At 34.6% G+C, this 24,371-nt stretch carries 29 protein-coding genes; 12 read left to right on the forward strand and 17 right to left on the reverse strand.

All coding sequences use genetic code 11. From position 1 onward, the window contains the following. Positions 1 to 420 precede the first annotated feature (420 nt). From proC to IWX84_RS08650, 7 genes are all read right to left on the reverse strand, one after another. Entirely contained in the window at positions 421 to 1,197 is a 777-nt protein-coding gene (proC, locus tag IWX84_RS08620; RefSeq protein WP_196850336.1) for a pyrroline-5-carboxylate reductase, read from the reverse strand. Between the two features lie 67 nt (positions 1,198 to 1,264). Continuing rightward, the gene (gene mgtE / locus IWX84_RS08625; RefSeq protein WP_196850337.1) at positions 1,265 to 2,614 is read right to left on the reverse strand and encodes a magnesium transporter; all 1,350 of its coding nucleotides are present in this window, start codon (positions 2,612 to 2,614) and stop codon (positions 1,265 to 1,267) included. Continuing rightward, complete coding sequence (gene rsmA, locus IWX84_RS08630) at positions 2,604 to 3,383, reverse strand: 16S rRNA (adenine(1518)-N(6)/adenine(1519)-N(6))-dimethyltransferase RsmA (protein WP_196850338.1); 780 nt, start codon at positions 3,381 to 3,383, stop codon at positions 2,604 to 2,606. The genes mgtE and rsmA overlap by 11 nt, the downstream gene beginning before the upstream one ends. A 229-nt stretch (positions 3,384 to 3,612) precedes the next feature. Continuing rightward, entirely contained in the window at positions 3,613 to 3,924 is a 312-nt protein-coding gene (locus IWX84_RS08635) for a DUF4286 family protein (RefSeq protein ID WP_196850339.1), read from the reverse strand. Positions 3,925 to 4,014: 90 nt separating this feature from the next. Continuing rightward, positions 4,015 to 5,793, reverse strand: coding sequence for a tetratricopeptide repeat protein (locus tag IWX84_RS08640; protein WP_196850340.1), 1,779 nt, complete (start codon positions 5,791 to 5,793; stop codon positions 4,015 to 4,017). 93 nt (positions 5,794 to 5,886) lie between these two features. Further along, complete coding sequence (gene serS, locus IWX84_RS08645; RefSeq protein WP_196850341.1) at positions 5,887 to 7,158, reverse strand: serine--tRNA ligase; 1,272 nt, start codon at positions 7,156 to 7,158, stop codon at positions 5,887 to 5,889. A 268-nt stretch (positions 7,159 to 7,426) separates the two neighbouring features. Next, the gene (locus tag IWX84_RS08650) at positions 7,427 to 7,966 is read right to left on the reverse strand and encodes a DUF4375 domain-containing protein (RefSeq protein WP_196850342.1); all 540 of its coding nucleotides are present in this window, start codon (positions 7,964 to 7,966) and stop codon (positions 7,427 to 7,429) included. Between the two features lie 189 nt (positions 7,967 to 8,155). Between IWX84_RS08650 and IWX84_RS08655 the strand changes: the two genes are divergently transcribed. Together IWX84_RS08655 and IWX84_RS08660 are read left to right on the forward strand one after the other, a co-directional pair. Then, positions 8,156 to 8,485, forward strand: a complete 330-nt coding sequence (locus IWX84_RS08655) for a nucleotidyltransferase family protein (RefSeq protein WP_196850343.1) — start codon at positions 8,156 to 8,158, stop codon at positions 8,483 to 8,485. Next, positions 8,454 to 8,786, forward strand: a complete 333-nt coding sequence (locus tag IWX84_RS08660; RefSeq protein WP_196850344.1) for a DUF86 domain-containing protein — start codon at positions 8,454 to 8,456, stop codon at positions 8,784 to 8,786. Before IWX84_RS08655 ends, IWX84_RS08660 begins: the two co-directional genes overlap by 32 nt. Positions 8,787 to 8,867: 81 nt before the next feature. On the opposite strand, the gene IWX84_RS08665 is transcribed toward IWX84_RS08660, so the two are convergent. Both IWX84_RS08665 and IWX84_RS08670 read right to left on the reverse strand, forming a co-directional pair. Next, positions 8,868 to 9,038, reverse strand: a complete 171-nt coding sequence (locus IWX84_RS08665; RefSeq protein ID WP_196850345.1) for a hypothetical protein — start codon at positions 9,036 to 9,038, stop codon at positions 8,868 to 8,870. 357 nt (positions 9,039 to 9,395) lie between these two features. Beyond that, positions 9,396 to 9,851, reverse strand: coding sequence for a DinB family protein (locus tag IWX84_RS08670; RefSeq protein ID WP_196850346.1), 456 nt, complete (start codon positions 9,849 to 9,851; stop codon positions 9,396 to 9,398). Between the two features lie 86 nt (positions 9,852 to 9,937). Between IWX84_RS08670 and IWX84_RS08675 the strand changes: the two genes are divergently transcribed. From IWX84_RS08675 to nadD, 5 genes are all read left to right on the forward strand, one after another. Beyond that, complete coding sequence (locus IWX84_RS08675; protein ID WP_196850347.1) at positions 9,938 to 10,288, forward strand: arsenate reductase family protein; 351 nt, start codon at positions 9,938 to 9,940, stop codon at positions 10,286 to 10,288. Beyond that, positions 10,288 to 11,220: a DMT family transporter gene (locus IWX84_RS08680; RefSeq protein ID WP_196850348.1), complete on the forward strand. Its 933-nt coding sequence runs from the start codon at positions 10,288 to 10,290 to the stop codon at positions 11,218 to 11,220. Before IWX84_RS08675 ends, IWX84_RS08680 begins: the two co-directional genes overlap by 1 nt. A gap of 52 nt (positions 11,221 to 11,272) precedes the next feature. Next, positions 11,273 to 12,133: a YicC/YloC family endoribonuclease gene (locus IWX84_RS08685; protein WP_196850349.1), complete on the forward strand. Its 861-nt coding sequence runs from the start codon at positions 11,273 to 11,275 to the stop codon at positions 12,131 to 12,133. Positions 12,134 to 12,216: 83 nt separating this feature from the next. Further along, the gene (gene gmk / locus IWX84_RS08690; protein ID WP_196850350.1) at positions 12,217 to 12,792 is read left to right on the forward strand and encodes a guanylate kinase; all 576 of its coding nucleotides are present in this window, start codon (positions 12,217 to 12,219) and stop codon (positions 12,790 to 12,792) included. A gap of 73 nt (positions 12,793 to 12,865) precedes the next feature. Beyond that, the gene (nadD, locus tag IWX84_RS08695; RefSeq protein WP_196850351.1) at positions 12,866 to 13,477 is read left to right on the forward strand and encodes a nicotinate (nicotinamide) nucleotide adenylyltransferase; all 612 of its coding nucleotides are present in this window, start codon (positions 12,866 to 12,868) and stop codon (positions 13,475 to 13,477) included. Here the strand turns inward: nadD and IWX84_RS08700 are convergent, their stop codons facing one another. Next, positions 13,478 to 14,452, reverse strand: coding sequence for a LysR family transcriptional regulator (locus tag IWX84_RS08700; RefSeq protein WP_231385450.1), 975 nt, complete (start codon positions 14,450 to 14,452; stop codon positions 13,478 to 13,480). It lies immediately after the preceding gene. A gap of 8 nt (positions 14,453 to 14,460) precedes the next feature. Here IWX84_RS08700 and IWX84_RS08705 point away from each other — a divergent pair, with 8 nt between their 5' ends. The 4 genes from IWX84_RS08705 (at position 14,461) to IWX84_RS08720 (ending at position 17,972) form a co-directional block, all read left to right on the forward strand. Then, complete coding sequence (locus IWX84_RS08705) at positions 14,461 to 15,231, forward strand: type 1 glutamine amidotransferase domain-containing protein (RefSeq protein ID WP_196850352.1); 771 nt, start codon at positions 14,461 to 14,463, stop codon at positions 15,229 to 15,231. 4 nt (positions 15,232 to 15,235) lie between these two features. After that, positions 15,236 to 16,399: an iron-containing alcohol dehydrogenase gene (locus IWX84_RS08710; protein WP_196850353.1), complete on the forward strand. Its 1,164-nt coding sequence runs from the start codon at positions 15,236 to 15,238 to the stop codon at positions 16,397 to 16,399. A 323-nt stretch (positions 16,400 to 16,722) separates the two neighbouring features. After that, entirely contained in the window at positions 16,723 to 17,718 is a 996-nt protein-coding gene (locus IWX84_RS08715; protein ID WP_196850354.1) for an NAD(P)H-dependent glycerol-3-phosphate dehydrogenase, read from the forward strand. 38 nt (positions 17,719 to 17,756) lie between these two features. Beyond that, positions 17,757 to 17,972: a hypothetical protein gene (locus tag IWX84_RS08720; protein ID WP_196850355.1), complete on the forward strand. Its 216-nt coding sequence runs from the start codon at positions 17,757 to 17,759 to the stop codon at positions 17,970 to 17,972. A 214-nt stretch (positions 17,973 to 18,186) separates the two neighbouring features. On the opposite strand, the gene IWX84_RS08725 is transcribed toward IWX84_RS08720, so the two are convergent. The 3 genes from IWX84_RS08725 to IWX84_RS08735 all read right to left on the reverse strand — a co-directional run bounded on the left by IWX84_RS08725 (position 18,187) and on the right by IWX84_RS08735 (position 20,286). Then, positions 18,187 to 18,594: a hypothetical protein gene (locus IWX84_RS08725; RefSeq protein WP_196850356.1), complete on the reverse strand. Its 408-nt coding sequence runs from the start codon at positions 18,592 to 18,594 to the stop codon at positions 18,187 to 18,189. Between the two features lie 189 nt (positions 18,595 to 18,783). After that, a complete protein-coding gene (gene pheS, locus IWX84_RS08730; RefSeq protein ID WP_196850357.1) occupies positions 18,784 to 19,803 on the reverse strand; it encodes a phenylalanine--tRNA ligase subunit alpha in 1,020 nt (339 codons plus the stop codon). 126 nt (positions 19,804 to 19,929) lie between these two features. Beyond that, on the reverse strand, positions 19,930 to 20,286 hold the full coding sequence (locus IWX84_RS08735; protein WP_196850358.1) for a hypothetical protein: 357 nt from the start codon (positions 20,284 to 20,286) through the stop codon (positions 19,930 to 19,932). A gap of 188 nt (positions 20,287 to 20,474) precedes the next feature. Here IWX84_RS08735 and IWX84_RS08740 point away from each other — a divergent pair, with 188 nt between their 5' ends. Further along, positions 20,475 to 20,981 carry a CvpA family protein gene (locus IWX84_RS08740; RefSeq protein ID WP_196850359.1) on the forward strand — a complete coding sequence of 169 codons (507 nt, stop codon included), beginning with the start codon at positions 20,475 to 20,477 and terminating at the stop codon, positions 20,979 to 20,981. A 100-nt stretch (positions 20,982 to 21,081) separates the two neighbouring features. On the opposite strand, the gene IWX84_RS08745 is transcribed toward IWX84_RS08740, so the two are convergent. The 4 genes from IWX84_RS08745 to IWX84_RS08760 form a co-directional block, all read right to left on the reverse strand. After that, positions 21,082 to 21,387, reverse strand: coding sequence for a type II toxin-antitoxin system RelE/ParE family toxin (locus IWX84_RS08745; protein ID WP_196850360.1), 306 nt, complete (start codon positions 21,385 to 21,387; stop codon positions 21,082 to 21,084). After that, complete coding sequence (locus tag IWX84_RS08750) at positions 21,377 to 21,610, reverse strand: hypothetical protein (protein ID WP_196850361.1); 234 nt, start codon at positions 21,608 to 21,610, stop codon at positions 21,377 to 21,379. The genes IWX84_RS08745 and IWX84_RS08750 overlap by 11 nt, the downstream gene beginning before the upstream one ends. Positions 21,611 to 21,818: 208 nt before the next feature. Then, positions 21,819 to 22,562 carry a tetratricopeptide repeat protein gene (locus IWX84_RS08755; RefSeq protein ID WP_196850362.1) on the reverse strand — a complete coding sequence of 248 codons (744 nt, stop codon included), beginning with the start codon at positions 22,560 to 22,562 and terminating at the stop codon, positions 21,819 to 21,821. A 57-nt stretch (positions 22,563 to 22,619) separates the two neighbouring features. Then, positions 22,620 to 24,362 (reverse strand): BatD family protein, encoded by a 1,743-nt coding sequence (locus IWX84_RS08760; RefSeq protein WP_196850363.1) that lies wholly within the window; start codon positions 24,360 to 24,362, stop codon positions 22,620 to 22,622. Between the last annotated feature and the right edge of the window lie 9 nt (positions 24,363 to 24,371).

Here is a 24,371-nt window from a genome sequence, read left to right on the forward strand (position 1 = left end):
AAACCCATTTCTAAATTAAAAAATTAGAAATGGGTTTCTTATTAAACAATTTGTGTAAAGTACTGTTTTTTCATACGTTTTTTTTAAAAATTACAGTTTTCAGTTAAAACGGCAACACCTTTTTGCCTCCGAATAAAAAAATTGAAATTTTGTCGTAAAAATTGTAAAATAACTTTTTCATAATAATGTTTATTAATCGTTAGACTTAATTTAACACATTACTAGGTAAAAACAGTAGATTTGGATTGCTATACAAAATTACGTATAATCGGTCTTAATATACAAAAAAAATCCATTTTTTTTCGACTAACTACATATAAATCAGTGTCCTTGTACAAAATAGACTACGTTAATTATTTTTAAATAAACTTCTTAATCGGTTTCGAAAAATAAAACATTTCAATGATTCAGAATTTGAAACTATCCTTTTATTTGCTTCAAAGAAGTTTTGATTCCTCGTATCAAGGACGAACTGAATCCATGCATTTCCATTTCGTTCAATCCCGCGATGGTACAGCCTTGTGGCGTGGTGACACGATCAATTAATTGTTCTGGGTGAATTTGTTCTTCCATAATCATTTCGGCAGCTCCTTTTACGGTTTGTGCTGAAATAGCTAGTGCAGTTTGCCAGTCAAATCCTATTTCGATTCCGGCTTGCATCGACGCCCGAATGTAACGCAAGGCAAAAGCCGTTCCGCTGGCCGCAAGAACCGTTGCCGCATCCATTAATTTCTCGTCAATAATAGGAGCGGTTCCTAAATCTTGGAAAAGAGCTACCACGTTTTGCGCTTTCGCTTTGTCTTTTTCATGGAAAGCAATACAAGTTGCCGATGCGCCAAATTGCGATGCGATATTCGGCATGATTCGGATAGCACTATTCGAAGCACCTATCTTATTTTGTAAATTTTCGATAGACAATCCACTCACCGCCGAAGCGATTACTTTATTTCTAATCACAGGAAGGATTTCTGCTAAAACGGTATCTACTTGGTACGGTTTTATGGTAAGAATAATAATATCTGCATCTTGAATTTCATGTTTATTATCAGACGAAACTGTAACGCCTAATTTATCCAAATAAAGAATGCTCGTTGTATTTCTTCGGGTTATGGTGATTTGATTTCCTTGCGAAAATTTCGACAATCCTTTTGCAATAGCGACACCTAGGTTACCTCCGCCAATTATGTGAATTTTCATTTTATTTTTAGTTGTTGTGGTTATTTAATAGCTCGAATGGTGGTTATTCATTCGGTTTTTTCTAAAATTAAAATCCTAAAATCAGATTTGCAATTCCGAAGTAAATCATAATTCCAAATACATCATTTGTTGTTGTGATAAATGGCCCTGTGGCAATAGCGGGATCAATGTTATTTTTATGCAGAAAAAGAGGCACCAAGGTTCCTAAAATTGCTGCAAATAAAATGACTACCACTATCGATATTGATATTGCCATTCCTACTTGAAACTGCCCGTACATAAACGTATGATAGCCCAAAACCATCATAGCGATTATAGTTCCGGAAATCATGGCAACGGCTATTTCCTTACTAAAATAACTACGACTAAATTCTTTCAATGTACCATTAGCCAAACCTTGAACAATAATTGCCGATGCTTGAACCCCAATATTTCCAGCCGTTGCCGATAGCAAAGGCATAAAAATAATAAGTGTGTAAAATTTTTGAGAAGTCGCTTCATTACCTTTTATAACATAAGATGCTATCAGCTCAATTAACATACCCATCAACAACCAAGGCAAACGCGCTTTAGTATGCTCGTAAATACTGTCATTCGTTTCAACATCCTGGGTAATACCCGCAGCCAATTGGTAATCTTTATCGGCTTCGTCCTTGATTACATCTATAATATCATCAATCGTAATTCGACCAACAAGTCGCCCCAGTTCATCAACCACAGGAATCGCTTCTAAATCGTATTTCTGCATGATTCGGGCAACCTCTATATCTTCAGTATCTACATTTACTGAGTTTAGCTTTCGAATATAAATATCATTAATAGGCGTTTTTGTTGACGTCGTCAATAAATCCTTGAGCGACAAACGTCCTTTTAACCTATTTTCATCATCTATCACATAAATAGAATGCACTCTGGAGATATTTTCGGCCTGAATACGCATTTCTTTTACACAAGTAAGGACATTCCAATTTTCATTGACCTTAACCATTTCCTTGTGCATGATTCCACCAGCGGTGTCTTCTTTATAACGAAGCAAATCAACAATATCCTTGGCATGCTCAACATCTAGAAGTTCTGATATTACCTCTGCTTTCAAATCTTTCGAAAGCTCTGCGATAATATCTGCCGCATCATTCGTCTCTAATTCATCCAGCTCTTCAGCAATTTCCTTTGGCGAAAGCCTGCTTAGGATATTTTCACGCAAATCATCTTCTAATTCAAGAAGAATTTCGGCGGTTTTATCACTGTCTAATACTTTAAAAATATAAGTCGCTTCGTCAAAATCAAGCTCGTCCAGAATTTCGGCAATATCAGCGTGGTGCATATCATTCAGTAAAACCTCCAATTGCTTGTCGTTTTTACTTACAATAAGTTGCTCCAATTCATGGATTAGTTCTTTGCTGATTTTAAACTCCATCGGCTTCTATTTTTTGGGTAAGTTCTATGAACTGTTCTACATTAAGTTGTTCTGGTCGAAGATCAAAAACAGGGTCTTCTCTCAGTTTATCTGACAAATTTAAGGTTTTTAAACTGTTACGCAAAGTCTTTCTGCGTTGTTGAAAAGCAGTTTTAACCACCGTGAAAAATAATTTTTCGCCACAAGGCAAACTGTAATCTTTCTTTCTACGCAAACGCAAAACCCCTGATTTTACTTTTGGTGGCGGTATAAAAACATTTTCATCCACCGTAAATAAATATTCAGCGTCATAAAATGCCTGCACTAAAACCGATAAAATCCCATACGCTTTGGTTCCCTTTTTTTCACAAATACGCTGCGCCACTTCTTTCTGGAACATCCCTGCAAATTCAGGAATTTGATTGCGATATTCCAACGCTCTAAATACAATTTGAGTCGAAATGTTATAAGGGAAATTCCCAATTATTGCGAATTGCTTTCCTTCAAAAATTTCGTTGATGTTGTATTTCAAGAAATCTTTAGAAATGATTTTATCCTTTAATTTTGGATAATTTTCATCCAAATAAGTCACTGATTCCGGATCGATTTCTATAACGTATGTATTGATTGGCTTGTCCAATAAATATTTCGTCAAAACACCCATTCCCGGTCCTATTTCTAATATATCATCGTATCCTTCTAGATTCAAAGTGTCGGCAATGTCTTTTGCGATGCTTTCATCTTTCAAGAAATGTTGTCCGAGGTGTTTTTTGGCTTTTACTTTTTCCATTTTTATGCTGAATTTATTTCAGTATCTTTCTTTTTTGCCATGAATTCCAAAGTTTCGGAAACAAAGGTGCAAAGTGTTTTTTATGTATTTTTTTTATTTGGAACTCCCAAATTGTGATCTCCAATTATAACTATTTTTACAACCCCATCTTAAAATTGCAAATTGAGAATTCAAGATTGTGATTCAATATGATAAACTGAATGTGATTGCTTCGTTCCTCGCAATGTCTCTAATAATCCGAAATCAACTCCAGCTCCGTTCTAAAAGCAAGCATTTTGTCTCCAAATAATTTCAATCCTTCTTCACGAAATCTAGGTGCATCTTCTTGGTAATATTTCTCCAAGGTTTCCTTGCTATCCGTGGTGTATTGAACGGAATAGGTTAATCCTCCCATTTCTTCTTCAATTAAAACCCGAACCATTCTTGCCGATGAGAATTTCCCCGTAGCCAAAATTTCAGGAATGTGTTTGTGTTGCATCCAAATCATCCATTGATCGTGAACGCTTTCATGTATGTTTGTGGTAACGTTGTATATTATCATATTATGTTTTGTATTATAAATTTAAAATAGATTACTGATTTTTCTTTCTTTCTAAATCTGCAATCTAAAATCGTTAATCTAAAATCTTCTTTAAAGATTCGTATCGCCTCGCAATTGCCTGAATGTCTTTCTGGCATCAACAAAATAAATACTGTCCTGATGATTGAAAATTATCTTTTCGTATAATGGCTTTGCCTTTTCGGGCAACTTCAATTGCTTGTTATAAATTTCTGCCGAAAAAAACAATGCTTCATCAATATAAATTCCGTCGCTGTGATGGTCTATAATATTTTGGTATTGGCTTAAAGCCAAATTAAAATCTCCCAGTTTTTCATAAACCTTTCCTAAACGCAACAAGGTTACCGCCTCAATTTCCTGTCCCTTATAATTCTTCAATATCAACTGGAATTGAGTCACCGCTTCCTGATTTCTATTTTGATATAAAAGATAATCGCCTTTTGCAAATTGTTTCAATGCCGTTTGTGTTGAATCGGCAACCGTATTGTCATTTATTAGAAGAAAATATTCCAAAGCATCATTGGCAATCAACTGTGTATTCGCCGATTTTAATTCCTTGAATTGTTTCAATGCCCAGGCAAAATCAGTTTTGAAATAACTCGTTTTAGCCGATTTCAAACTTGCTTCATGAGCCACCACATCATTTTTTAAATCCAATTCTATCTGCGAATAATAAATCAACGCTTGATTAAATTTTTCTTCGTAAAGCAAAATATCCGCCAATTCCATTTTGGCTTCAGCCACTTGATAATCGTCCAATTGCAATTCGAGGGCTTTTTTAACTATTGCCTTCCCATCTTCCGGTTTTTTTAAATTAAAAGCAACAAAATGGGCTTGAATTAGCTGCAAAGATAAGGTAAAAGGACTTATTTCATATTGTTTCAACAAACCGACTAATTCTGTATTGATGGTGGCAAAATCTTTTTCCTTAGCTTTCTCTATTTTCATCTTCATCAAATAGGAATTTGCTTGCACCAGAAGTTCCAATTCTTTGGTGTTTTCCAAAACAAAACCCAGTATTTCCTTAGCCGCTTCTTGATTATCTTCTTCTATGGCAAGCTGTCCCAAATTCACGATGTTAGAAAGTGATTCCGGATCGCGTTTATAAATGGCTTTTTCTTGAATAAAGGCTTTTTCAAATTCTTTTTGCTGCACATAATACCAGCTTAAATAACGATTCCAAAAAATATCTTGGTTTTTTTGAGCCCTTATAATTAGTGCCTTTCGCAAGGTTTCATTAAAGTTGGCGTCTCCCTCATCAACCATAAAACGAGCCAATTGATTCTGGATCATTATCGAATTCTGAGGATTTGCAGACGCTTCATTCAAAAATGTCGCAATCATCATTTCAGTATTACCCAATTGTCCGTAGAGCAGTGCTACTTGATAATTAAAATTAAAATTTGGGTCTAATTGAGAAGCGCTTTGATAGGATTTCAAAGCATATTCCAGCAACACTTTTCTCTCAAAAGAGCTCGCAATACCATAAACCTCGTTTGGATTTCCCTTAATGCGTTCCAGTGCCTGATCGTAGTAATTTTTGGCTTTGGCCTCATTTTTTTGCAATTGAAAATTATAGCCTAATTCCACCAGAAGATTTCCTTGCTTGTATTTATCAAATCTCGACTGAATTGCTCTCTCAGCAACATCAAATTGTTGTAACTGCTGATAACAGTCTACCGTTCTGAGAAAATATTGGGTGTTTTGAGGTACATTTTGCAGTAATTCCTCATAGCTAATTTTAGCTTTTTCAAAATCACCTTTGTCATAATAATACTGCGCCAATTGCTCGTTTTGGGCGAAAGCAAATAGTGAGAAAAATAAATTGATATAGAGAAAAAAGTGCTTCATGTTAAAAGTGTTCAGTATTCAGTGTTCAGTTTGCCAAACGGTGTGTTGTCCAAAAAGCTAACTGAACACCGATCACTGAGGACTGAACACTAGTTAGTCTATAATATCAAACCCACAATACGGACGTAAAACCTCAGGAATTACAATCCCTTCTGGAGTTTGGTAATTTTCTAAAATTCCCGCCAAAACTCTTGGCAAAGCCAATGCACTTCCGTTAAGGGTGTGTGCCAATTGGTTTTTTCCGTCTTTGTCTTTGAAACGCAATTTCAAACGATTCGCTTGAAAAGTTTCAAAATTAGAAACCGAACTGATCTCTAACCAACGATCTTGTGCCGTTGAGAAAACTTCGAAATCATACGTCAATGCTGATGTGAACCCCATATCGCCACCACAAAGACGCAAAATACGGTACGGTAATTTCAATTCCTGCAAAATACTTTTTACATGTTCTACCATTCCGTCTAAAGCTTCATACGATTTATCAGGATGTTCTACACGAACGATTTCGACTTTATCAAATTGATGCAAACGGTTTAATCCACGTACATGCGCACCGTACGAACCCGCTTCACGACGGAAACATGGCGTGTAAGCCGTAGTTAAAACAGGTAACTCATTTTCGTTTAAAATGACATCACGAAATAAGTTGGTTACTGGAACCTCGGCCGTTGGGATTAAGTATAAATCATCGGTTTTATCATGGTACATTTGTCCTTCTTTGTCCGGCAATTGTCCCGTTCCATAAGCAGAGGCTTCGTTTACCATGTGCGGAACCTGAACTTCATTATAACCGGCTGCCGTGTTTTTATCCAAGAAATAATTGATCAAGGCGCGTTGTAATCTCGCCCCTTTTCCTTTATAAACCGGAAATCCTGCACCAGTGATTTTTACACCCAATTCGAAATCGATGATGTCGTATTTTTTTACCAATTCCCAATGCGGTTGCGCGCATTCGTGCAAAACTGGAATTTCACCTTCTTCAAAAACGTTTAGGTTTTCCTCTGGCGTTTTCCCTATTGGAACAATATCCGCAGGAAGATTGGGTAATGTATATAATTTTTCTAAAAGTTCTGCGGCAAGCACATCAGCAGTTTCGGCTAATTTCTTGCTTTTCTCTTTTAATAAAACTGTTTTTTCTTTTAAAATAGCGGCTTTTGATTTCTCTCCTGCTTTCATCAATTCGCCAATATCTTTGGATAACTTATTAGATTCGGATAAAATTCCATCTAACTCCACTTGCGCAGCGCGACGTTTTTCATCCAGTTGTACCACTTCTTCAACAACACTTGTAGCATCGATGTTTCTCTTTGCTAAAGCGGTGATTACTTTTTCTTGATTCTCTCTAATAAATGCGATTTGTAACATAGTTGATTTTTTTAACGCTAACTTATATAATAATGGAAGCAAATTTAAGGAAATGTTTGGGACTTATAAGACAAAGTTTTAAGGAAAAGGAGAATATCCTAATTCAAATGCATTGGGCTTTTTTTAAACACATAGAATCATAGAAAAATTAAGAGCGAGAAGAATTTGATAGCATTTCATTTTCACATAGCTATGCATTCTAGCTAAAATGAAATGCCTTTTTAATAAACTCAATACTATGTTTCTGTGTGTTTAAAAAATAAATTTGCTATTCTCTTTTGATTTCATGCCCCACAAACTCTTCTAAGACAGCAAACATATCGTCTACGGAAAGAGCTTCGAAATCTGGATGTGATTTTAAGAAATCAGCGTTCAAAGTAACTATATTTTCTTCAATTTCAAAAAAAGTATCGTTGTTGAGCAAATCTCGCGTTGGATTTACGCCATCTAATTTTCCTTTCAAAAACTTATTCAGCTTTACGCTGCTCATTAATTTAATTTTTTTGGATTGCTGTTGGAACAATTCCAGATGCTTTTCTGCACCAACTAATGCCAAAGCTTCTTCTAATAATTCATTTAATTCTTTATCCCAACCAGAATTATATACAAACTGCGCAAAATTGCCTTCCGTATATTGAGAAGTATAATAATCTAAATAATAACTCATCAAGGCATCCTCGTGAATCAAATCATCGTCAATTTTTTCCTCGCGCATTAAGTTAATCACCGAAATATTAGAGTTGATTACGTCTTGTGGGTTTTCGCTAATCATCGCGGTTTCTGAAATAATTATTCTACCAAATTCCATGGGTTTTGTGTTTAAGGAGTTTGAGGCAAATTTCGGGGAAAATAATGAGAGATAAATGTTTTTAAACACGGATTTCACAGATTAGCACAAATTATTTTTGTGTTACAGATAACGGTTTACGAGTCACATAGGAATAATGAAAACCGAATAATTTATTCTCAAAAAAATAAGTAACTTAGCAATATGAAAATGAAAGAGGCAATACAATTGAAATATGCTGAGTTTTTAACCTTATGCAAAAGCCATAATGTTAAAAATATTTATGCTTTTGGCTCTGCTGTGACGGAAAATTTCAATGATGAATCCAGCGATATTGATTTATTAATCGAAATTGACACTGAAGACCCTATTGAGCGTGGCGAAAACCTAATGAATCTATGGGACAAACTGGAAGATTTTTTCCAAAGAAAAGTTGATTTATTGACCAATTCATCCATTAAAAATCCAATTCTCAGAAAAAATATAGACTCTACAAAAATTTTACTTTATGACGGAAAAGAGCAAAAAGTATCTTTCTGATGTCTTAATGGCGATAACCTTAATTCGCGAATTTACTGTTGACATTACTGATTTCAATGCGTATGATAAAGACCAAAAAACTCAAAGTGCCGTTGAAAGACAGCTGGTAATTATTGGAGAAGCGCTCAATAAATTAAGATTGATTGAGAATGAATTTGTAATTAAAAATGACAATCAAATTATCGGTTTTCGTAATCGTTTGGTTCATGCTTATGACAATATTGATAATTCGATAGTTTGGGCTATTTTAAAGCGTCACTTAGAAAATTTAAAAATTGAAATCGAAAATTTAGAATACTAAAATTGTAACGGCAGCCAATCAAAACAAGGTCAAGTTTTTATTAACCAAAAACTTCACTAATTATCAAAAAAATTTTGAGATTTAGATAGCCTCAGATTCGTCACTATTCTTTATCTGATTCATTTTTGTAACCAAAGCTTTCAAACGTGCTGCTTTTTCTTTTTTCTCTTCTTGTAGTTTAGACTTTTTTCTATTGAGCAATTTGGTATGTAAAGCCTTATTTTTAGTGTTTTTTTCGGGTCCTTTAGCCATAATATACATTCTTCTTTAATTAGGTTTATAGTTTCAGACTGAAATCACATCTTCAACGTTGGAAACTTTGCGGAGGAAACCATTCTTTCTCGCTTTATATTCCGAAGAATGAGGAATCTCATCAAGTTGCTCACGTAATGGAGATTCTTCCTTCGTCAGAATGACACGTTTGGGGATAAATATTTTGGAAATAATGAATCCCTTATAATCGATAAAAGTGAAAATCCTCTTTCGTACAGTTCTATTTTTTTTCTGACAGAAAAGAGCGACCAAAGGAAGCTCCTTTTATGCCTTGAAAAAAAAGGGTTGCGGGTGAGAGATTGCAATGAATAGCGGGATTAGCTCCCTATAAAAGCCCTAAATAAACTTACGAAGACTCATTATAATCCCGATATGTAGCCCTTCATGAAAATAGTTAAAAGCCATAGCGTCAGCAGCACTTTTTAAAACAAAACCGGTCGATGTGGGATATTCACTGTAATTTTTGAAGTATTCATTACTGAAATCCGCTTCGGTCTGGTCGATTGTTTGAGAAAGCAACGATAGAATTTCATCTACCTCGGCTTGAGTAGCGATGTGTTCCGGTTTGGTTCCTTTTTTGTATTTTTCTACCATTTCGTCCGAAATCATCATTGGCAAACCCGATAATTTGTACGTCAACATTTGCTGCACGACAACGACGTGGGCGATATTCCAGATGAGATTATTGTTATATCCTTCCGGTATTTTATTTAATTGTTCCAAAGTGTAATTTTGCAACATTTGGGACAAGATTTTTCTACTTGTTCTGGTAATATCGAATGTTTGATTCATTTTTATATGATTTGGAATTTTTTGATAAAAATAATCATTTTCCGCATCAAATGATTTTTCTTTGCACAAAGAAATCATACTCTATTATGGATAAAATATATTATCTCGCTTCCTGCGATACGTGTCGAAAAATTATAAAATCATTACCGAAAGAACATGAATTTAAGTTTCACGACATCAAACAAGATCCAATTACTGTGGAAGAGCTGGAACAAATGCGTGAGCTTTCTGGAAGTTATGAAGCGCTTTTCAGTAAAAAAGCAGTCCTTTATAAATCGATGGATTTAAAAAATAAATCCTTGACCGAAGATGATTACAAAAAATACATTCTGGAACATTATACGTTTTTGAGTCGTCCCGTTTTCATCATCAACGATAAAATCTACATTGGAAATACCCAGCAAAATATGCTTCAGGTAACGAAAGCTTTGAGTTAATGTCAAGAAGAAATCTCGCGCTGCTTGGCGCCACATTAGTTTCCTTGATTTATGGCGTTACGTTTACTATCGCCAAAGATGTGATGCCATTGTATATTGACGCCTACGGCTTTATCCTATTACGTGCTGGTGGTTCCATGATTTTGTTTTGGCTGGTTTGGCTTTTTATGCCAAAAGAAAAAATAACACTCAATGATTTTCCTCGAATTATTGCCGCTGCATTCTTTGGTGTGGCTTTTAATATGCTTACTTTTTTCAAAGGGTTAAGCCTTACTTCTCCTATTAGCGCTGCGGTAATTATGGTTTCAACACCAATGATTGTTTTAGCGCTTTCGGCAATTATCATGAAAGAACGCATGAAAAACCGTATGGTTTTGGGAATCGTTCTTGGCTTAATAGGAACGGCTTTTCTTATTCTTTATGGAAAATCCATCGGCAGCGCCACCAATGCAGGTTTGGGAAATTTCCTGGTTTTGGTCAACGCTATTTCCTATGGATTTTACCTGATTATCGTCAAGAAATTAATGGATAAATACAATGCATTTACCTTTGTGAAATGGATTTATTTATTCGGATTTATTATGGTTTTACCTTTTGGCTGGAGCCAATTTGATGCTGTAGATTGGGCAATAGTCCCAACAGTTATTGGCTGGAAAATAGCATTCGTAGTAGTTTTTTCTACCTTTCTGACCTATCTGCTCAATTTGCTTTCGATGAAAGAATTAAAACCAACGACTGTTGCCGTTTTTATTTATTTACAACCGCTATTCGCAACTATTTTTGCGATAAGCTTGGGCAAAGACGAATTGAGTTGGGTGAAAATTGTTTCGGCTGTTTTAATATTCGCGGGAGTTTATCTGGTATCCTCCCCACAGTCCCCCACGAAGGAGGGGATACTGGACGTGAAAACTGAGACTGCGACTGAAAACTGAGTACTGAACACTGAATACTTTTCATTATCTTTGACCTCTTTTAGAAAATTATATGATACAATCAATGACGGGTTTTGGGAAAGCAACTTTGCAATTACCAACCAAAAAAATCACGGTAGAAGTAAAATCCTTAAACAGTAAAGGTTTGGATTTAAATGTGCGGATGCCTTCACTGTACCGTGAAATGGAATTAAGTTTAAGAAACCAAATAGCCTTAAAACTGGAAAGAGGAAAAGTAGATTTTTCTATTTTTATCGAAAGTACCGCGGAACAAACTTCTACGAAAGTGAATGTGCCAATTGTTAAAGGCTATATCAATCAGTTGAGAGAGGTATATGCTGACGCTGATGAAACCGAATTGATGAAAATGGCAATTCGCATGCCGGATACCATGAAAATAGAACGTGATGAAATCGATGAAAACGATTGGATACAAATCCAAACCGTTATCGAAGAAGCGTTGCAAAACATCTTGACTTTTAGAAGAGATGAAGGAATGTCATTAGAAAAAGAATTTCAATTGCGAATTGGCAACATTCGTCAATATATGACGGAAGCTTTAGCTCTTGATCCAGAACGCGTTCAAGCGATAAAAGACCGTTTGCAAACTGCAATCTCAGAACTTAAAGTGAATGTAGATGAAAATCGTTTTGAGCAGGAATTGATTTATTATTTAGAGAAATTAGACATCACCGAAGAAAAAGTGCGATTGACCAATCACCTGGATTATTTCTTGGAAACCATCAACGGAACGGAAGCCAACGGAAGAAAATTAGGTTTCATCACCCAAGAAATGGGACGTGAAATCAACACTATGGGTTCTAAATCCAACCATGCACAAATGCAGAAGTTAGTCGTTCAGATGAAAGACGAATTGGAAAAAATAAAGGAGCAGGTTTTAAATGTTTTATAAAAATAGTAAGTAGAGACGCGATTCATCGCGTCTTTTTGCATAAAAATTAGAAGTGATTGATCACATCTAAAAAAATAACAACAATGAGCACAGGAGGAAAATTAATAGTGTTTTCGGCACCTTCGGGGTCTGGAAAAACGACCATCGTTAGACATTTATTAGGAAAAGAAGATTTGAATCTTGAATTTTCGATTTCGGCAGCATCGCGCGAATCGCGAGGTGAAGAGGTAAACGGAAAAGATTATTATTTCATGTCTACCGAAGAGTTCAAAAAACACATCAAGAACGAAGACTTTCTGGAATGGGAAGAAGTGTACCGAGATAATTTTTACGGAACGCTAAAAAGTGAAGTGGAACGCATCTGGGCCAAAGGAAAAAATGTAATTTTTGATATTGATGTATCTGGCGGATTGCGAATTAAACACAAATTTCCTGATGAAACGTTAGCCGTTTTCGTTAAACCACCAAGCATTGATGAATTGAAAATTCGTTTGAAAAAACGCTCTACTGAAAGTGACGATAAAATCAATATGCGTATTGCTAAAGCCTCTGTTGAATTGGCAACTGCACCTCAGTTTGATGTTGTTATAAAAAACTACGATTTGGACATTGCTTTAGAAGAAGCCTATCAATTGGTGAAAAACTTTGTGAAAGAATAAACACGACTTTCACCCGTCAGCACCGTTTTCTTTAATTTGCGGAGATCATTGTTATTTCAAATAATTACTGTTTATGAAAATAGGATTGTATTTCGGAACGTTTAACCCCATTCATGTTGGGCATCTCATTATTGCCAATCACATGGCAGAGCATGCTGATTTAGACCAAGTCTGGATGGTGGTTACGCCCCACAATCCTTTAAAGAAAAAAAGTACTTTGCTCGATGACTACCACCGTTTACAAATGGTCTATCTTGCCACAGAAGACTTTCCGAAAATCAAACCTTCGGATATTGAATTTAAGTTATCGCAACCTAATTATACGGTGAATACATTAGTTCATTTGCAGGAGAAATATCCCAATTATGAATTTTCCTTGATTATGGGCGAAGACAATTTAAAGTCGTTGCACAAATGGAAAAACTACGAAGCTATTTTAGCCAATTACGATATTTATGTTTATCCTAGACTCGACGCCAAAGTACGAAAAGGTGAAGCAATATCATTGGAAACAGAAAATTTGGAATTCAGAAACCATAAGAGAGTTCACATGATTGATGCTCCTGTTGTAGAGATATCATCCACTTTCATTAGAGAAAACATTAAAAACGGGAAAAATATTCAGCCGCTTTTACCTAATAAAGTTTGGGAATATATTGACCATAATAATTTTTACAGGAGGTAACTATTTCAAAGTATCTTTTAATTCCACTTCAATTTTTTCGAAAATCGCACTTAAATTATCATTTTTACCAGATAATAGGAAAACTTCCGTGGTAGGCATTTGCTTGCTGTTCCACAACAATTGTATTTTTTTATCTCGAATAAAAGGTTGTGCATTAATATCCCAAACAACCGCAATTCCTGTATTTTCAGCAAGTATGTTTATCATTTCGTATTCAGAAGGAATAATATAATTTGGAACCATCGAAGGTCTTTTTTTGTTAAACACATGCAGCCAAAATAATTTGATATGCGGAATTCTGGCATCATAACTAAACCATTTTTGTTCGTTTAACCATTGTTCGATGGCTACAAAATCTTTACTTCTGATTTTTGTTTTTAATTCCGAAGCATCAATATTGCTAGAACCCACGATAATTTGTTTGATTTCACCGACTTTTTTTTGAATGGTGTCAAAAGTGTCGTATTGTTTAGTAACTATGGCAAAATCGAGTTTTTTAGAATCGACCAATTCAAAAAGCGTATCGTTTTCATGAAAACTGAAATCTATAAATTCAAATTTTGAAAGCAAGGCACTTCCTAAGCTAATCATGAAATGTTTGGAGATTCCGATAGAAATTAATCTGTTGGCATTGAACGCTTTGGCCCGAAAACCGTTTTCTACATTTTCTAATCGGTCTAATGCCTCAATGATTAAATTATTTAGTAACTTAGCGTATTCCGTTGGTTCAACGCCTTTAGACTTTCGATTGAAAAGTTTATAACCTACATGCGCTTCCAACATTGATATTTGCTGACTAACAGCAGGTTGACTAATAAAAAGTTCTTTGGCTGCCAAAGAAAAATTTCCATTTTTATAAACTGATTTAAATGTTCTGTACCATTCCAAATTGACCATGATATAAATATATTTATCACAAACATAATTTAAATTATTTTTACTAATAACATATTCGCCGTAAATTTGTATAAACATAATAAGAAATGAAAAAAATTGCATTATTTACCATTATAACATTAACCGTAAGTTGTATCACTGCAACTGCACAGAAACAAAATAAAAAAGTTATGAAAAAAGTATTATTTGTTCTTACCAGTCACGATAAACTAGGTAACACAGGGGAAAAAACAGGATATTGGACAGAAGAATTTGCAGCTCCATATTACGAACTAGCCGATAAAGGAGTTTTGATTGATATTGCAACTCCGCTAGGAGGACAACCTCCAATCGATCCAAAAAGCGAAGATCCATCTGCAGCAACAGAAGACACAAAAAGATTGGATAAAGACACAGCAGTTCTTGCTAAACTGAAAGACACAAAAAAATTAGCTGATGTCAATCAAGCTGATTACGATGCTGTTTTTTATCCTGGAGGTCATGGACCACTTTGGGATTTAGCCGAGGATAAAAACTCAATCGCATTAATTGAATCTTTTTATACTAACAAAAAACCAGTGGCTTTTGTTTGTCATTCCCCAGGAGCGCTTAAAAATGTAAAAGTAAATGGCGAATTCTTAGTAAAAGGTAAAAAAGTAACTGGTTTTTCTAATACAGAAGAAGAAGCAGTTGGATTAACTAAAGTTGTTCCGTTTTTATTAGAAGATGCATTACAATCGAATGGGGCGACTTATTCAAAAATAGGAGATTGGCAGCCTTACGCAGTTGAAGATGGTTTACTGATTACCGGTCAAAATCCAGCTTCCTCTAAATTAGTAGCTGAGAAATTATTACTACAATTGAATTCAAAAAAATAATACCATGTTAAATTTCGAATTATACAATCCTACCAACTTGGTTTTTGGGAAAGGGCAGATTGAAAAATTATCGACTTTAGTTCCAAAAGGAGCAAAAATATTATTGGCGTATGGTGGTGGAAGCATTTTTAAAAATGGAATCCACGAACAAGTACTTAATAATTTAAAAGGTTTTGAAATCGTGGAATTCAGCGGAATCGAAGCAAATCCTCATTTTGAAACATTAATGAAAGCGGTAGCAATTGTTAAGGAACAAAAAATTGATTTTATCCTTGCTGTTGGTGGTGGTTCTGTAATTGACGGTACGAAATTCATTTCGGCAGCTGCTCATTTTGATGGTAATCCAATGGATATTCTTCAAAAAAGATTGCTGATTAAAGACCTATCTAAAGTGATTCCGTTTGGAACAATTCTAACTTTACCGGCAACGGGGAGCGAAATGAACTCCGGAGCGGTTGTAACTATTGAAGCGACACAAGAAAAATTAGCGTTTGGTGGAAGTGCTTTGTTTCCAAAATTCTCTATATGCGATCCAACAGTTATTGCTTCGTTGCCAAAAAGACAATTGCAAAATGGTGTTGTTGATGCTTACACACATGTTTTAGAACAGTACTTGACTTATCCGCATGAAGGTTATCTTCAGGATCGATTTGCTGAAGGAATTCTACAAACTTTGATCCAAGTAGGTCCAGAAGTGGTGAGAAACCCAACAGATTATGCTTTAGCTTCTAATTTTATGTGGAGTTGTACCATGGCTTTAAATGGATTAATCCAAAAAGGCGTTCCTCAAGATTGGGCAACACATATGATTGGTCATGAACTAACGGCTTTATACGGAATCGATCACGCCAGAACTTTAGCAGTAGTTGGACCCAACTTATACCGAGTAATGTTTGAAACCAAAAAAGGAAAATTAGCACAATACGGAAAACGTATTTTTAATTTAACTGGAACTGACGATGAAATCGCTAAAGAGGCAATCAATAAAACAGTTGAATTTTTCCATACCATGGGCATGGACACTAAATTATCAGACTACACAAAAGACTTTGAAAAAACAGCTGATTTTATTGTAAATCGTTTTGAACAAAGAGAATGGAAAGCTTTAGGTGAAAAACAGAATGTCACTTTAGAAAAAGTAAAAGAAATTGTGGAAATGAGTTATTAATTCTATTGCATAGAGACTGATTTAACTTTAATCAGAATCAAATTAAAAAGGCGTTCTCCTATATAATGGGGAACGCCTTTTAAAATAATAAAACAAAACTAACTAACTCAATTTTCATTATATTCGTTAAATAACTAATTTATAATTACTTATAACGAAAATTTGTTGCGCATATTGCGTTAAAAAATATAAATGTTTTGAATAATTCTAAGTTGTTGTGATTGTTACATCCTGAAACCGCTAAAACTCTAAGGTTTCTGTTTAAATTTTATTTGCTTAATCAATGGTTTTTTAAGTACTTTTGATTAAATTTAATAAAAAAGATGGCCGAAAGTATAAAATTCGCAGTGATTGGTGGTGGTAGTTGGGCAACAGCGATTGCAAAAATGTTGTGTGTAAATCTTTCAGAAATTTCGTGGTACATGCGCAATGATGCTGCTATTGAACACATTAAAACCTACAAACACAATCCAAATTACTTAAGTTCAGTTGAATTTGACACCAAAAAACTTAAACTTACTAATGATATAAATGAGGCTGTAGCTTACGCTGATTATATCATTTTTGCTATTCCGTCGGCATTTTTAAATGCAGAATTGGAAAAACTAACCGTTTCTTTGAAGGATAAGATTATATTTTCAGCGATTAAAGGAATTGTTCCGGAAACAAGTTTGATTGTGGGCGAGCATTTTCATGTACAATATGACATTCCTTATTATAACATTGGCGTTATTACTGGACCTTGTCACGCAGAAGAAGTGGCTATGGAGCGATTGTCTTATCTTACCATTGCTTGCGGTGATGAAGAAAAAGCAAAAGTTGTGGCTAAAAATCTATCAGGAAATTACATAAAAACCAAGATCACTGACGATATTATAGGAACCGAATATGCAGCCATGTTGAAAAACATTTATGCTATTGCTGCAGGAATGGCTCATGGACTGGGTTATGGCGATAATTTCCAGTCGGTGTTGATGAGTAATGGAATTCGCGAGATGAAAAAATTCATTAAGAAAGTCCATAAAATGAAACGTAACATCAATGACTCGGCTTATTTAGGCGATTTATTAGTAACGGGTTATTCCATTTTCTCCAGAAATAGAATGTTTGGGAATATGATAGGTAAAGGCTACACGGTGAAAGCGGCGATGATGGAAATGAGCATGGTTGCCGAAGGATATTATGCCGTGAAAAGCGCATATAAACTTAATCAGGGTTATGGTGCCAAAACTCCAATTATAGATGCCGTTTACGCTATTTTATATGAGGGTCAGGATGCGAAATCTGTGTTTAAAAAACTGACTGACAAACTGGATTAACTTAGCTGCCAATTTAATAAGTAAACAACAATCAGTTCATGAGCGAAAGATGGAAATATCAGATTAAAATGGGTGGGATTTGGGGTGTATTTATGACGGTTTTCAATGTCTTATTCGAAATTAAAGAAATCCCTTTTTTAGAACAAGTATCTAAACCTAGCTTTTATATTCGTGCCGCGGCCTATATAGTTGTAGGGATATTTGTTTTAGGATATTTTACTTGGAAAGCCAAACTAAAACAACAAAATCAATAAGTCAACCACTATAACCAAAAGATGGAAATATCAGATTTTAACAGCTTGTGGCTGGGGGATTTTTACAACCGTTTTTACGATTCTATTTGAAATAAAAGAAATCTCTTTTTAAAACAGGTATCAAAATCGGGTTTTTTTATTCGTGCCGTTAGTATATTTATTATGGGTTATTTTAATTGGAAAGCCAAAAATAAAAGACCCAACAATCACTAATTTACCTCATAATAACGCCGTCAACAAATAAAATAGGTACTTCTTCAACGAAGTCCTCGTTGATGGAATGCGCTTTGAAAATATATTTTTTATCGTATAATTTGTCTCCAATGAAAAAAGTCAACATGAATTCATTGTTGAGTGCCAAAACACTTTTTTCAATCATTTCGATCTTCATCACAGAAACCGGCGGAACCTCTACAAAAGCATGACGTAAAAGCGATGTTTTTTTCATTTCGCCGTCAATAGTTCCAAAAGCTTTGGAAACCACCATAACACTTTCAATCAGAAAATCACTGTCATTTATCAAATAGGCGTACCAGACTTTTTCCATGAAATCGTCGCTCCATTCTTGAACTGCAGCTAGGAAAACGTTTTCCACTTCGGGGATGATGATGTCTTTTTTCATGTTATTGCCAAGAATGAAGCAATCTCTTCATTCATTTTTTATTAATATTTAGTATTAAAAACTTAAATTTCTTGTCAACCTAAATGCATAGCCCAGATAGCAGTGAAAATCCTTTTTTGAGGCTTTTTGCCTCAAAAAAGATTGCAACGGATAGCTGGAAATAGCTCCTAAAAATATAATTTATAACTCTTATATACTTGATTTGAATTGCTCAAGGAAACGAACGTCATTTTCGTAGAACATACGGATATCGCCGATTTGATATAGCAACATTGCGATTCTTTCGATTCCCATTCCGAATGCAAAACCATTGTATTCATCAGGATTGATGCCACAGTTTTTCAAAACATTTGGATCGACCATTCCACAACCCATGATTTCTAACCAACCGGTTCCTTTGGTGATTCTGTAATCGGTTTCGGTTTTTAGTCCCCAATAAATATCAACCTCAGCGCTTGGTTCCGTAAATGGAAAGTAAGACGGGCGTAAACGGATTTTTGATTTTCCGAACATCTCTTTGGTGAAATACAAAAGCGTTTGTTTCAAATCAGCAAAAGAAACGTCTTTATCGATGTATAATCCTTCCACTTGATGAAAAATACAGTGCGAACGGGACGATACGGCTTCATTACGGAAAACTCTTCCCGGAGAAATCGTTCGAATAGGCGGTTTGTTGTTCTCCATGTAACGTACTTGTACGGATGAAGTGTGCGTGCGCAACAAAATATCGGGATTTGTTTGTATGAAAAACGTGTCCTGCATGTCACGCGCCGGATGGTATTCCGGTAAGTTCAATGCGGTGAAATTATGCCAGTCATCTTCAATTTCCGGCCCTTCAGAAACATTGAAACCGATGTTTGAAAAGATATCTATAATTTGGTTTTTTACCAATGAAATAGGGTGACGGGAACCAATGGTAATTGGTTCAGAAGAACGCGTTAAATCGCCATAAAACCCTTTACTTTCCTCTTTACTTTCTAAAGATTCCTGGATGGTTTTTACTTTTTCTTCGGCAGAAGTTTTTAGCAAGTTAATTACCTGTCCAAATTCTTTTTTCTGGTCATTAGGAACATTCTTAAATTCGGCAAAAAGTTCTTTCAAAAGCCCTTTGCTTCCTAAGAATTTGATTCGGAATGTTTCTAATTCTGCAGTATTTTGTGTTGTAAAAGCTTGTGCTTCGCCAATATATTCTTTTATCTTGTCTATCATTTTCATCCAATAATTGAGAGTGCAAATTTAAGTAATTTGTTCCAAGTTTAATGTTTAAAGTTTAAAGTTTCCGTTCTAAATTGTGAGATTGTTTCGTCCCTCTCACAATGACGGAAAATTAAATCCTTAATCTATAAGTTCTCTTTCGAGGAAATAATTAACAATGGCTTCCTTCATTAAAACGGATTGTTCCCCTGCTTTTAGTGGTGGCAACTCCTCTTTGACCTTGTAGTGTGGCCAACCGTCCTCATCAAAAAATTCGAATTCATAGAAACCGTATGGCTCTAATAATCGACAAATTGCAATGTGCATGAGGTTTAGTTTCTCGTCTTTTTTGTATTCATTGTGCACTTTCCCTAGTTCCTGCACCCCGATTAAGTAAATAATGGAGTCTAAATCTAAATCTTCCCCTTGTGAAAATTGATCGGAAAGTATCGTTACAAGCTGTTCCCAGCGTTCTTTAAGTTGTGTGTCTCTTGACATTTTTTAATTTAGGATTTTAGATTTTAGATTTTAGATTTTGAGCTGAAGTCGCAATTAGGATATTTTTAAATCACAACTCTGCAATCTGAATTCTAAAATTATTTTGGCAAAGATAAGAACTTGAAAATTGGCAATTGATAATCACAATTCTTTTATATTTGTACTTTTATTTATTTTACTACATCACCATGGAATTCATAGATATTATTTTGGGGGCTTTATTCGCTTTGGCTTTGTTTAAAGGAATTAGAAACGGTCTTTTTATCGAATTGGCTTCACTGCTTTCATTACTGATTGGAATTTATTTTGCAGTAAAATTTTCTTCGTTTATGAAAAATATACTTGTAGGGTTTGTGCACTGGAATCCGCATACTATTCAGGTTGCTGCCTTTGTCTTTACATTTATTGCCGTTGTGATTGGAATTTCAATATTGGCAAAAATCCTTACTCAAGTCAACAATTTAGCTTTTCTGGGGTGGTTAAACAAATTGGGGGGTGGTGTGTTTCGAGTACTGAAAACCGTGTTGATAGTTAGCGTTGTTTTTACTATTTTCGAAAAAATAAACTTCCATAACTATTTGGCCAAGAAAGAAGCTTTGGATCGTTCCTTATTTTACAATCCAATTCAAAAAACAGCTGGCTATATTTTTCCTTCACTAGAAAAATGGTATGATGACTTGAAGAAGAAAGGTTAGCCTAATAAAAATGCTTGGGCTTAAAACTTTCAATAAAGACTGAAAGTTGTCTAATTATTAAATGCAAATCAACAATCTTTTTTAATCAAATAAAAAATAACTATTTATTTTCTTTTTTCCAACTATCAGGTTCTTGAGAAGTGTGAAATATAGCATTCAAAAAAACAGTTTTCGATAATTCATCTACAATGAAAAAAGCCACATAAGGAAATTTACTAAAAGGTAGGAATCGGTAATTAACATCATGAAATTGATGCAACGGATTAATTTTTAATGCTTGGTATGTTTTTCTATAATCTTTCAAAAAATCAAGAGCTACTTTTTTACTGGCTTTATAGATGTAAAATTCAACTGCATCTTCTATGTTTTTTGAGGCTATTGGCGAAACAATAATCTTATAACTCATACTTGCTTTTTAAATCAGAAAATAATTTATCTGCATCATTATAAAGGCTTTTGTCTGAGTTTAATTGACTGTCAAGAATTTTTTGTTGTGTTTTAGATATAGTATATGATTCTTTATTTTCTATATCAATCAGCGCATCGACATATCCCATGACTCTTTCTAAGATGCTTTGAGGTGCATCTTTTAATTTTTTAGTCAACAATTCTAAGGTTGGTGTTACCATCTTTATTCCAATTTAATATTGTTCTTTCCTAAAAAAGCTGACAATTTTTTTGTTATTCTGTATATCCAAATTTACAAAAAGGAATCCAAAAAATAATTCATTTTAGAAATATTTATAAAGTCTCACCGTCGAAAAAAGTACAAGAACTTAAATTTGCAATCCAGAAAAACTGAAACTGTTCTAGAAGATTTGGGAAAAAACCCTAATACTACTTCACTTCCTTAATGGTATTGCTTTCAATCCAACCTTCAGTACCATCCGTTAACTGCACTTTTTTCCAATTATCTGCTTTTTCCTGTAAAAAGACTTTTGTTCCTTCATGCAACACAATAATAATGGAACTAGCCTTTTGCGGCTCGGTTCTGACCTCAGCAATTTCGGCAAAAACAATAGCGGGTTTTTCATTATCAAAATGGCTTTTTTCAAAAATAGCCCCGAAAATACTGATAAAAACCAGAAAAACAAGTACAAACATTCCCAAAAAGAAAATTCTTTTGAGCATCGTCGTTTGTGAAAAATAGTAACCCACAAAAAACAATAGAAAAGAAGTCGCTAACACTACTGAAATCCAAGCCCAAGTATTGTAATGCCAGATTCCAGTGAAATCACGAAGCAACTTTCCAAAACCTACTTTTGGCACTGTTTTAATTTCGTCAATAGTTCTTTTTTGAGCAAATTTAAGGTTGTTAGCGCTTTCTCTATCACTGGGATTAAGCACTAATGCTTTTTCATAATTATAAATCGAGGGCGCCACTTTATTCAATTTATAGTAGGTATTCCCAAGATTGAAATACAGTTCCGCCGATTGTTTATTGTCTTTCAATATGCTTTCATAGGCTATGGCAGCCTGTTCGTATTTCCCATTTTTATACAATTCATTCCCTGTATCAAAACCGCTTTGGGCAAAGAAAATCTGGGTTGTCAGTAATAATATATAAACTATGTTTTTCATTTTAATGGTATAAGTTGTCGATAAACTATTCGTAAATCTAAAATCGTAAATCTAAAATTATATCTGTTTTTCTAAGTCTGAAATAATTAAAACGGCTTTGTCAAAATCCTGTTGTATAGCGAAACTTGACGATGGCGCATAACGCGCCACTTCGCAGTTTTCAGTCAATGCAATGAAATCATTTACGGCTTCCGGATTAGCATTTCTAGACAATAAAAGTTCCTGAATGTTATCCTTACTCATTTCTGAGGTTTCAATATGTAATTTAGCTTTCAAGAAGTTATGCATGGCTTTTTCAAGAGCGATATAAAATAATTCTTTATTGTTGATTTGTTTTTTGGCTTCCGATAAATATTTTTTGGCCAATTTATTGTTCATTCTTATTCTGTTACCAGTAACATCTCCATCAAGTGCTTCTTTTTTCTTTTTAAGCAATACAATCACAGGAAGAATTAAAAAAGGTAAAAACAACAAACCTAAATATAAATTAGAGCCAAAGAAATCTTGCTTATTTATTTTTAAAAGCTTCGTTTTTAACTTGATGTCTTTAAATTGTTCAACTTTATCAATTTTATTTTTGTCGCTACCTGAATTTGATGCTACAGTAGCGGTTGGTCCATCGAGAACATTAATCATTATTTCGGAAGAACTTAGGGTTTTATATGTTTTTGACCCCAAATCAAAATAAGAAAATTTTAATGGTTTTATTGGATAATTCCCTTTGTACTGCGGGACAATGGTATAACTGTCTGAAACCTTGCCAACCATTCCTGAAAGCGGCGTGTCAACTTGTTCGCTATGAACGGCGTCGTACATTTCGAGCGCATTAGGCACAATTGGTTTTGGCAAACTGAATAATTTCATATTCCCTTTTCCGGTTACACTGACAACCAAATCAAGACTTTCCCCGTTTTTTAAATTGGTTTTTGTTGGCGTTACTTTGAAATCAAAATTACCAACGGCGCCAGAGAAATCTTCTGGTTTTCCAGCTTCTGGGAGTGGCTTAACATTTATTATTTTTGTTCCTGCAGAAACTCTTTTATTTCCTTCAGTAATAACTACACGACCAAACATATCTCTTTGATTTGAAGGCAACTGTACGGCAATATCCAGCGACAAAGGCTCAATAGTGAGTTTCCCTGATTTTTGAGGATATAACACAATCTTTTTCAAAACAATATAACGATATTTTTCTCCTTTAAAAAGTCCTTCCTCTGCAACTAATTGTTTTATAGGAATATCCTGACTCCAAAAATCATTGTATTTTGGCTTGCTTGCTTCTGTAGAATTAGAAATCCCAATATTGTTAAAATACAATTTATAGACCACCGTAATGGGTTCGTTGATGTACGGATTTGTTTTAGAAACATCAGCAATAAGATAAAGATTGCCTTCTGCAGAAACCTGAGTGTCATTTGGATCTCTAGGTTGTGCAGTCGCTGCCGTAACATTTATTCTAATAGCCGCAGTTTTATAAACTTGTCCATTGAATTCTATCGTAGCTGGCCTAATTACTAATGTACCTTTTTGATTTGGCAAAAGGTAATACGAATATACTTTCTCAAAAGAGCTTCTCCCGTTTACCCAGGATTGACTCACCTGCTGACTTGGACCGGCGATAATTCTAAATCCATCAAAATTTGGCTGCACAAAATTATCCCCATCAACATTCATTATAAAATCGATACGAAGTCTTTCGTTTAGGCCTAGCGTAGTTTTACTTACTTTGGCTTCAAATTGTACTTGAGCGCTCAGTGAGGTGCCTATTATTAAAAGAATCGCTACTATAAATCTTTTCATTTTAAAATA

Source organism: Flavobacterium sp. CG_9.10, assembly GCF_015752245.1.
GTDB lineage: Bacteria > Bacteroidota > Bacteroidia > Flavobacteriales > Flavobacteriaceae > Flavobacterium.